10 protein-coding genes are annotated in these 9,612 nt (G+C 45.0%); 2 read left to right on the forward strand and 8 right to left on the reverse strand.

Features of this window, described 5'->3' with window-relative positions:
- Positions 1-15: 15 nt before the first annotated feature.
- The 8 genes from fliJ to R7Z77_RS20815 are packed head-to-tail and all read right to left on the reverse strand — an operon-like array spanning position 16 to position 8,039.
- Positions 16-456, reverse strand: a complete 441-nt coding sequence (gene fliJ, locus R7Z77_RS20780) for a flagellar export protein FliJ (protein ID WP_017820533.1) — start codon at positions 454-456, stop codon at positions 16-18.
- A gap of 24 nt (positions 457-480) precedes the next feature.
- The gene (gene fliI / locus R7Z77_RS20785; RefSeq protein WP_053350026.1) at positions 481-1,827 is read right to left on the reverse strand and encodes a flagellar protein export ATPase FliI; all 1,347 of its coding nucleotides are present in this window, start codon (positions 1,825-1,827) and stop codon (positions 481-483) included.
- Positions 1,820-2,575, reverse strand: a complete 756-nt coding sequence (gene fliH / locus R7Z77_RS20790) for a flagellar assembly protein FliH (protein WP_064354936.1) — start codon at positions 2,573-2,575, stop codon at positions 1,820-1,822. The genes fliI and fliH overlap by 8 nt, the downstream gene beginning before the upstream one ends.
- Before the next feature lie 4 nt (positions 2,576-2,579).
- On the reverse strand, positions 2,580-3,593 hold the full coding sequence (locus R7Z77_RS20795) for a flagellar motor switch protein FliG (RefSeq protein WP_005375048.1): 1,014 nt from the start codon (positions 3,591-3,593) through the stop codon (positions 2,580-2,582).
- Positions 3,562-5,313 (reverse strand): flagellar basal-body MS-ring/collar protein FliF, encoded by a 1,752-nt coding sequence (gene fliF, locus R7Z77_RS20800; RefSeq protein WP_005384024.1) that lies wholly within the window; start codon positions 5,311-5,313, stop codon positions 3,562-3,564. The genes R7Z77_RS20795 and fliF overlap by 32 nt, the downstream gene beginning before the upstream one ends.
- A gap of 3 nt (positions 5,314-5,316) precedes the next feature.
- Positions 5,317-5,673 carry a flagellar hook-basal body complex protein FliE gene (gene fliE, locus R7Z77_RS20805; RefSeq protein ID WP_005375045.1) on the reverse strand — a complete coding sequence of 119 codons (357 nt, stop codon included), beginning with the start codon at positions 5,671-5,673 and terminating at the stop codon, positions 5,317-5,319.
- 15 nt (positions 5,674-5,688) lie between these two features.
- Positions 5,689-7,020, reverse strand: a complete 1,332-nt coding sequence (locus tag R7Z77_RS20810; protein WP_017820535.1) for a sigma-54 interaction domain-containing protein — start codon at positions 7,018-7,020, stop codon at positions 5,689-5,691.
- Positions 7,020-8,039 carry an OmpA family protein gene (locus R7Z77_RS20815; RefSeq protein ID WP_213967597.1) on the reverse strand — a complete coding sequence of 340 codons (1,020 nt, stop codon included), beginning with the start codon at positions 8,037-8,039 and terminating at the stop codon, positions 7,020-7,022. The genes R7Z77_RS20810 and R7Z77_RS20815 overlap by 1 nt, the downstream gene beginning before the upstream one ends.
- 379 nt (positions 8,040-8,418) lie before the next feature.
- Here R7Z77_RS20815 and R7Z77_RS20820 point away from each other — a divergent pair, with 379 nt between their 5' ends.
- Entirely contained in the window at positions 8,419-9,237 is an 819-nt protein-coding gene (locus R7Z77_RS20820; RefSeq protein ID WP_005375039.1) for a FliM/FliN family flagellar motor switch protein, read from the forward strand.
- A complete protein-coding gene (locus R7Z77_RS20825; protein WP_318136811.1) occupies positions 9,234-9,551 on the forward strand; it encodes a FliM/FliN family flagellar motor switch protein in 318 nt (105 codons plus the stop codon). Before R7Z77_RS20820 ends, R7Z77_RS20825 begins: the two co-directional genes overlap by 4 nt.
- The last annotated feature ends 61 nt before the right edge of the window (positions 9,552-9,612 follow it).

The raw sequence follows: 9,612 nt of genomic DNA on the forward strand, positions 1-9,612 counted from the left end.
AGCGTCAACAAGACATCATAATATCTTACGCTTGACGCGAGAGTTAATGATGTCTTCAATCATCTTTTGCTCTTTTTTCGCTTTTTCATAGTTCTGCTTAGTACGCCAACGATCAAGCACTTTTTCTAACCCTTGAACGCGTGCGTGCTTGTGTTCTAGCGTTTTCTGTACAGATGCACATTCCGCTTGCATAACGGCTTGCTCTTGCTCGTGGTGACGAAGCATTCTTTGTAGCATTTGGTCAACACGATTAAAGTTCATCAAAGCCGCGCTCGTCAGCGTCGGGCCGGTTCGGGTTGATTGTCCAGCGTGGCCTTTCAACGCCGACAACTGTTCCAATTGCATTGAAAGATGGGAGTGACGCTGACGCATGGCATCAAGTTGTTGACCCACACGGTCACGCTGTTTTTCTTCCATTTGCTGTAACTTGCCTACGGCTTTTAACTTGGATTTCATTTCAGCCTTGTCACTCCCATTTGATTAAGCACTTTGAAAAAGCTGCGCGAGCTCGGTCAAACTGGTTGGGTAATCTACAGACTCGTTGGCAGCTTGTTGTAGATATGCACGCAAATTTGGATACATAGCAACAGATTGATCTAACTCAGGATCTTGTCCTGGTTGATAACCCCCTAATGGCAGTAACTCTTTAACCTGAAGGTAGTTGGAGTACATTTGACGGAAGTTATTCGCAATCGTGCTGTGTGCGTCCTGCGTACAAGTATTCATACAACGGCTAATAGACGCGTTGATATCTATCGCGGGATAATGCCCTTGCTCAGCCAGTTGACGCGATAAAACGACATGCCCATCTAAGATGGCGCGCGCGGAATCCACGACAGGATCTTGTTGGTCGTCCCCTTCTGCCAATACGGTGTAAATTGCCGTTAAGCTACCATGTTGATTTTCACTGTTACCCGCTCGCTCTAAGAGTTGAGGTAACACGCTGAAGACTGAGGGCGGATAACCACGAGAAGCTGGAGGCTCACCGAGCGAAAGAGCGATTTCGCGCTGTGCCATGGCGTATCGGGTTAGAGAGTCCATCAGAAGTAGAACGTCTTTGCCTTGGTCTCGGAAATACTCTGAAACGCGATGACAAAGTAATGTCGCTCTTAACCTCATTAGCGGGGATTCATCAGCAGGAGCCGCGATAATGATCGCTTTCTTGCGCGCTTCTGGGGTTAAGTTTCTCTCGATGAACTCACGTACTTCTCTGCCTCGCTCACCGATAAGCCCGACCACAATTACATCGGCCTCCGTGTTTTTGGTGATCATCCCCATTAACACACTTTTACCGACGCCACTGCCAGCCATCAAACCAATACGTTGGCCTTTGCCTACCGTCAATAGTCCATTAATCGCACGCACGCCTACGTTGAGTGGTGTATCAACTGGGCGTCGCTTCAGTGGGTTAATCGGTTTTGGTTCAAGTGAAACTCGCTCTCCCCCCTTAAGCGGTGCCCCGTCATCTAACGGCTCACCTAAACCATTCAGTACGCGTCCTAACCACTGAGAGCTTAGCTGCACGGTACTGTCACCATCAAGAGGGATGACTTTTGCACCTGCAAACAGACCGCCTAAACGGCGGATAGGCATGAGGTAAGCAATAGTGTGTTCAAAGCCCACAACTTGCGCTTCGATCATATCGCCTTCCGCGGTTTCTACGAGACAACGCTGCTCAAGCTTAAACCGACACCCTACGGCTTGTAACATTAAGCCGTTTACTTTTATCAATCGCCCTGTTACGCGAGCAACAGGGATTGAATCGAGCGAAGCCAAGGCTTCGCTCAAACGCTCACTTAATAGTTCATGGCTTAGGGTATTACTCATGCTCAGACTCTACCTGTGGAATACTGACTTCATCCAAAAGGTGTTGCTTTACATTGTCCATACAGGCTTCCAAACGAGAGTCGCAGCTCGCATCCGCTTCTGCGTCATCAGTCACTAACTGACAGCCACCAATAGGAAGCTCCGTATTAGGGACCAGTTTCCAAGATTGCGGCAAATCAGCATTGATGTGAGTAATGCGCTCTAAATCTTGCGGATTTAAATGCACAGTTACTGTTTCCGCTTTACCAGGCATGGCAGACAATGTCTCGTCCACCAAAGCTAGGATCTGCTGAGGCATTAAAGTGAGCTCGGCACGAATCACTTGCTGAGCTACCTTTTGTACCAGTTCACAAATCATATGACGTTGTTGCTGCTCTTTTTCATCCTGCCAACGAGAAAGGGCGTGAAAAAGTTCATTGACAGGCTTCGCCGCCTCCAAAAAGCCTTGCTTTCCAGACTGCTCACCGGAAACAAAGCCTTTTTGGAAACCTTCTTTTTGGCCTTCCAACAGACCTTGTTGCTTGCCCTGTTCGATACCTTGGCGTAAGCCTTCCTCATGTCCTTGTTGCAAACCTTGTTGAAAACCTTCTTCAAGTTGCTGTTGGATATCAATTTGAGGTTCTTGCCAGCCTTGGTTATCTAGCCCGAATTCGTCTTCGATAGTCTTAGGTTGCGCTAAAGGAGGAAAACGGTGTAAACGATACCCGCTCGGAGGCAATCGCATAGTACTTGATTTTATCTCTAGCATGACCTTACTCCACCGTTGGCTCTTCATAGAGAAGCAGCTGAACTTCACCAGATTCATCCAGCTCACGTACCATTTGCATGATGTCTTGACGTGCTTTTTGAACTCGACTTAACGCAACAGCGCCGCGTGCGTCCATGTCATCTTCTAGCGCTTTCACCATACGTTGCGGCATTGAACGCTTAATAGCTTGTTGTAAGGTAATATCGGAACCTTTTAGCGCAACTGCCCACAACTCTAGCGGGATTTGCTGCACCAACATGTCCATAGTTTCTTCGCGTTGTCGGCCAAGAACCATAAAGTCGAACATGTTTTCTTCAATTGCATTAACAACATCTTCATCATGCAACTTCAGCATTTCCATCAATGAACCACGGTCACCTTCAAAGCGGTTAATGATATCTGCTGCTTGCTTAACACCTGATAACGGCGTGCTTTGACTTGCGGATACTTTTTCGATGCAACGCTCAACGAGTTCATGCAAATCAACGGCAACTTGATGATCGATATCTTGCAATTGAGCAATACGGAACAAGATTTCGTCATGGTAATCTTGTGGCAAGTGCTTCAATACCGCTGAAGAGCTGTCTGCTGGCAAATACGCTAGAAAAATTGCTTGCATTTGTGGGTGCTCGTTCACAATGAAACGAGCGAGAGTTTCTGCTTCCACCCACTGTAAGCGCTGCATATTGTTGCGAATTTCATCGCCATATAAGGTATTTAATAACCCTTTTGCCAAATCGTTACCCAATGCTTTACGCAATGTATTAGATAGGTATTCCTTAGAGGCTCCTCGAATACCGCTGTGCTCACGGAAATCTTCAAAGAAAGTTTGAATAACACCACGAGCAGAATCGCTCTTAATGCCATTTAACTTCGCCATTGCACGAGTCACACGCTGGGTTTCATCACGGCTAAAGTGTTGCAAAACCTTCGCTGCGGCATCCTCGCCCATGCCTAATAGCACGAGCGCGGTTTGTTCAACATAACTAAGCGTCTGCTTTGATAGAACTGTGTTCATTGATGTTTACCCATTGTTTCAGTATTTCGGCTACGCGCTCTGGCTCTTCATTAGCAATAAGCTGTAGGTGTTTCAATTGAATTTCTAATGGCGAGCCTGCTGGCGGTAGCATGTCGCTGTTTACATCTAAACCTGAAGAGGCTGAGATGCCTTTTTCAGATAGGCGGCGATCAAGTACTTCTTCATGCTCGCGTTCTTCACGCGTTTGCAAGTTTTCGTAGTCAGGTTCTTCCTGAGGCTCAGCAAAATTTAGCTCAGGCACAGGTTTATCAACGCCAGTTAGGTGCATGATTAATGGACGCAGTACGAAGAAGATCATCGCCAAGCCTAACAAGCCACCAATAACGTAGCGTATTGGCTGCTGTACTGTAGGGTCTTGCCACCACGGCAGTGCAGGAGGAGCATCAATTTCAATTGGGGTGAAGTTGAAACTCATTAAACTTAAGCTGTCACCTCGTGTGGCAGAGATACCAACAGCATCCATGATCATGTTTGAGATTTGCTCTTTATCGGCTTCACTCCACGCGACACCATCTGGCGAAGCTTTGGAGTTCAACAGAACCGAGACACTAAGCTTTTCTATTTGGCCTTGTTGGTATTGAGTACGACGAACACTACTACCTACAGCATATTGACGATTCACTTCAGATCGCGCATTCGTGTTTTGGCTATCGTTCGTTTCCACTTCACCAGATCCTGTCACTGGCGGTTGGTTACTTAGAGAACCAGGAACACCCAACGCAATTTGATCAACCGAGTTGTTATGAATGGTGTGCTCATTACGCACAACCGGTGCGTTATCCAAAATTTCTTGTGTTTCTTCAACTTGGCTAAAGTCCAGATCGGCAGCGACTTGTACTCGGAAGTTACTCGGCCCCACAATCGGCGTAAGCATATCTGCTGCGCGTTGGATGATCTGTTTTTCAACACTCTTCTGGTATTCAAGATATTTCGCATTTACTTTACCAGCTTCCGCAGAAGCGACATCCGCACTAAGAAGACGGCCATACTGGTCAATGACAGAAACAAATTCTGGCTTCATTGCCGTGACACTGCCGACCACTAGGTTAATGATCGCTTCAACTTGTTCAGGCTTTAAGTCTTCACCAGGTTTGAGCTCAAGCATGACAGATGCTGATGGATTCTCACTGTTTTGGCGGACGAATAGAGTTTGACGAGGTATTGCTAAATGAACACGCGCGTTCGCTACTGAGTTCAAAGACATGATAGTACGTACTAACTCACCTTCTAAACCATGACGATAACGCGCTGTTTCCATAAATTGGCTCGTACCAAGAGAGCTATCTTCCTTGAGCGAATCCAAACCTGTCGGCAGCTTAGCTTTAACACCTTTTGATGCAAGCAACATGCGCACCTTCGCAACCTCACCTTCTGGTACAAGAACTTGTCCATTTTGCTCTTGCATGCGGTAGCTTACGCCTTCGCTTTCTAATACCGACACAATTTCGCCGATATCAAAACGCTCTTGTTGGCTATAGAGCGGACGAAAGCTCTGCGAGGAACTCCATAGTGCAACCACAATAATCGCTGCAACAATCGCAGCTAACACCGCAGATAGCACTAAGTTTCTCTGACTGCTAGACCAGATTTGCTTCAGCTTCGTTGTCACATCGTCCATGCCGTTGGCAGTAGAAAATGTCTGTGCTGTGCCGGTAGCCATAGCTGTGTTTCCGGCGACTTGGGGGGTTAGTTCTGACATGAATTACACCGGCATCTTCATAATATCTTCAAATGAGGTCACGACTTTGTTGCGCACTTGCATCAAAGCATTAAAGGACAAGCTGGCTTTTTGGCTCGCGACCATTGCACCAACTAGGTCATCACTTTTTCCTGTTTCTACGGCCGTCATTTTTTGACTAGCCACTGATTGATGTTGATTCACTGTATCCAACACATTTGTCATCGCTTGTGAGAACGATAAAGGTGCGTTTAGTGATTGTTGATCTAAAGGATTTGCACTCACGATAAACTCTGGCGGCTGCACTTGTGCCTGCATCGCCTGCATTTTTGACAACATAAGTTGCTCTGCCGAGACCGCATGAGTAGGTTGACTTGCCATCTATTTTTTCTCCTATTAGGCAGCCGAGCCTAGTGCCGACTGTAAATCAATACCATGTTCTCGCATTGCTGCGAGCTTGTAGCGTAGCGCTCGAGTAGAGACTCCAAGCGCGTTTGCGGTTTTCGTTCGGTTTCCACCAAACTGACGTAACTTTTCCAAAATAAACTGATATTCAGCTTGCTTCTTCGCTTCTACATGACCAAAACTTGCAGTTGGCTCTGCTGTAGGAACTGACGCGACAAGCTCAATAGGCAGCATCAGGTCATGGGCTGTAATGTAATCACCATGACGCATGACCAAAGCGCGTTGAATGACATTTTCCAACTCACGAATATTGCCCGGCCAGTGATACTGACTCAGCGCACTAATCGCATCTTGGGATAGGTGACAGCGGCTGCTATCTTGATACTTTTCAATAAAGAATTGGCTAATTGGTAGAATGTCCTCTTTTCTTTCACGCAAAGGCGGCCAGTGCAGAGGCAGCACATCTAATCGATAATAAAGATCTTCACGGAACGTGCCTTTTTGAACTTCCTCACGTAAGTCTTTGTTGGTTGCCGCAATAACACGAATATCGAGCTGAACGGCTTTATGGCTACCAACACGTTCTACTTCACGCTCTTGAAGGACGCGTAACAATTTCGCTTGAACCGCAGGTGACATTTCACCAATCTCGTCAAGCAGAATCGTCCCGCCATTTGCTTCTTCAAACTTACCGCTTTGAGAATTTGTCGCTCCGGTGAACGCGCCTTTTACATGACCGAATAGCACAGCCTCTAACATTGACTCTGGAATGGCGGCGCAGTTAACCGCCACAAATGGACCATTGATACGCGGAGAGTGCTCATGCACATATCGCGCCAGCACTTCTTTACCCGTTCCCGATTCACCTGTAATAAGCACACTCGCGTTAGTACATGCTGCACGATGCGCCAATTGCAGAACTTGTTTGCTTCTCCAAGACTCCGCAACAATGTTGGCCATTGGCTTACCTAACGCTTCAACACGTTTAAGCAGATTAACCAACTGATTAGATTCAAACGGGCGTAATAGATAATCAGTAGCGCCCGCTTTCATCGTCTCAGCAGCCAAGATGCCTTGTTCTTGGTCGACAATCGCAATAACAACACCCGAATTTCGCTGCTTTTGGTGACACGCGACAAACTCACGAACACACATATCCGGCAGCGTAGAGCTCACTAAAGTGATTTCTGCTCGCTCTTCAAGCAAAGCGCCTCGACCAGTACGAGTGTGTTTCGCGGTGTAACCTGCATTTTGCAACACATCCAATACTGGTTGAGCAAGAGCTTCATTTGGCTCAACCAACAAAATTTTCGTTTTCGTCATCATTGAACCTTAACTTTCGTTTGTTGATTTTGTGATTGTAGATCTGGGTGGTGTTTCGTAGCCGTATACTCGTTGTCCCTCACTAAACGCAGGGTGACACGTCGGTTTTTTGCTTGGCCATTAACCGAGTTATTGCTGGCAATTGGGTAACGTGAACCATGAGCTCGTGTTTCGATCATCGACTCGTCGACCCCAAGCTCAATCAAAGCATTGGTGACTTGCTCTGCTCGAGTACGTGACACAGAAAGGTTCGTTAAACTTGAACCAACGTTATCGGTGTGACCGTCGATGAGGATTTTGGTCACTCGATCATCCACAGATACATAGCTATACAGCGCTTCTAGTGTTGCTTTCTGTCCACGACTTAACGTCTTCTGACCAAACTCAAATGAGAGCGCCATATCCCTTGCCTCTGAAAAAGACAATTTAGGCAATCGCGCGCGACACGCATTAAATGATTTCAATGCGTTTTGAATTTGAAGAGTAGGAATCACAATCTCTGAAACAGAGGAAGCATTACTTCCTTTAAGTGACAGCGTCACCCAACTACCCGAAGCAATTGAATCCATGAATTCTTCAGCGCCTTTATTAAAGATGAAACGCTGAGACGGCTTAGTAAATTCAAGGGAACCAAATTCTTTTCTATAAAGCTCATCACCCCAAGGAGCATTTTGAGTTGTTAAAGCAATCGTTTTCCATTTATTGTTTTCATATTCTATATCGGAAATAAAATAGAATTTATTATTAGGTTCCGCTAGGAAATAAAACTTCCCATAGTCTTTATTTGATTGCAACAAGTTGCATTTGAATTTATTTCCCTCATATGTCCATTTAGAGAGGTCCATAGGGATTATTAAGACTTCTTCTGAATATGACACTTTTGAAAAAATAAAACTGATAACAATAATTGTGTTACAAATTATCAAACGGACATGATTCATGTATATCTTACATTCCCATGACTTAAACCGTTTAATTAAATATGCCACCAAGCCGAGAGAACTGGCATAGCTAATCATTTTAATTACCTATTCTGAATATTAAAATTGGTTACAAAACGCTCAAGAGAGCACGCTTAGCCTCCAACGGAAGCTTTAAGCATAAAAAACAGTATCTTATAATTTATTTATTTGAAGTTGTTGTTACGCCATAAAGGCAATTTAAAAAAGCTATAACAACTAAAACGCTCAACATTGTTATTTTATTTATTAAGCGATTTATAAAGAAAACTAACTCTTTTTAAATTTCATTAAAAGATTATGACTATATGAACAAAGCAACATGTGAACTAAAGTCACAATCTTAGAGTTTGGAGCTAAAAGATCATTAAAATTTCTGTGTAGACTACACGCCATTAAGTTAAAACACTTTCGATTGTTAACGCACGGTAAAATATAAATGGAAAATAGAGTTAGCGAGCCTATTTCTGATAGTCAACTACTTGATGTAGAATTATTAGGCAAACCTATTCATATCATTCGTGAGAAGCTCGATAATTTAATTTCAGAATCTTGCTCAAACCTTACGACTGAATTACAAAATTGGCTCAGCACAGGAAAAGTGGAAGCTAGCTTAACCTCAGTAGACTTGCACCGCTTTACATCGGTTGAGATGGACAAAGAGCAAACGTCGACCTATCAACATCAGGAAGGCGGCATGGTATTCATCCATGGTAACCCTCACACGCTAATAAAGTTGGCTGATAGATTTTATGGTGCAAGTGCAGAGCGTTCAGCCGCTACTCTGACGGCCAGTGACTTACGTTTACAAGAGCGCATCAGTCGAATCATCATCGGTTGGCTTGCTCCTGGTGAAATGTGGGACACGGGTGAGTATGAGACCCCTAGAGGAATTGGCATTAACGTTCAATTAAACATTGCGTTTGACGATCATCAAGGCTCAATTCATCTCAAGCTAGATGGTCATCTTATTCAAACGCTGATCGAGCAGCTTGAACTGCAGCCTGATACCGATTTGTTTCAACCTTTCTGTCGTTCTTTAGAGACGACCCCCGTTCGACTGAACGTTGTTCTAAGTAAAAAGAAGATGCCTTTAAGTGATGTGGTTGGCTTACAACCCAACGATATTTTACCTATTGAGCTTCTTAACACGGTTCCAGTAAGCATTGGCAACCAATCTCTATTTACAGGTCGTATTGCCGAGCAAGACGGCCAACTTGTTTTGATCTTTAACCCTGATAAGGAACCGCAGCGATGAGCGAAGCGCTAGAAACTAATGCATTCGACGCAGAAGAACTGAACTTTGATGATTTTCAATTAGAAGACTTTGAAGCCGAAGATACGCTCCAACAAGAACCAGCCACTGCGGAACGTGACCTTAGCTTTTTCAAAAGCATTCCTGTCACAGTCACGCTGGAAGTTGCGAGTAAGGAGATCCCACTTGGGGACTTAATGAAAGCGGGTGAAGGCACGGTTATCGAGTTGGAAAAGCTCAATGGCGAGCCTTTAGACGTGAAAGTAAACGGTTCTCTTATGGGCCACGCTGAAGTTGTCGTTGGCTTTGTTGCGTAATTCGATGGAACTAAATCAAGAAGCTACGATCTGAGCGGTTACGCCCATCAATCGTCGTAGC

The sequence above is a fragment of the Vibrio sp. 1401 genome (genome assembly GCF_033340295.1).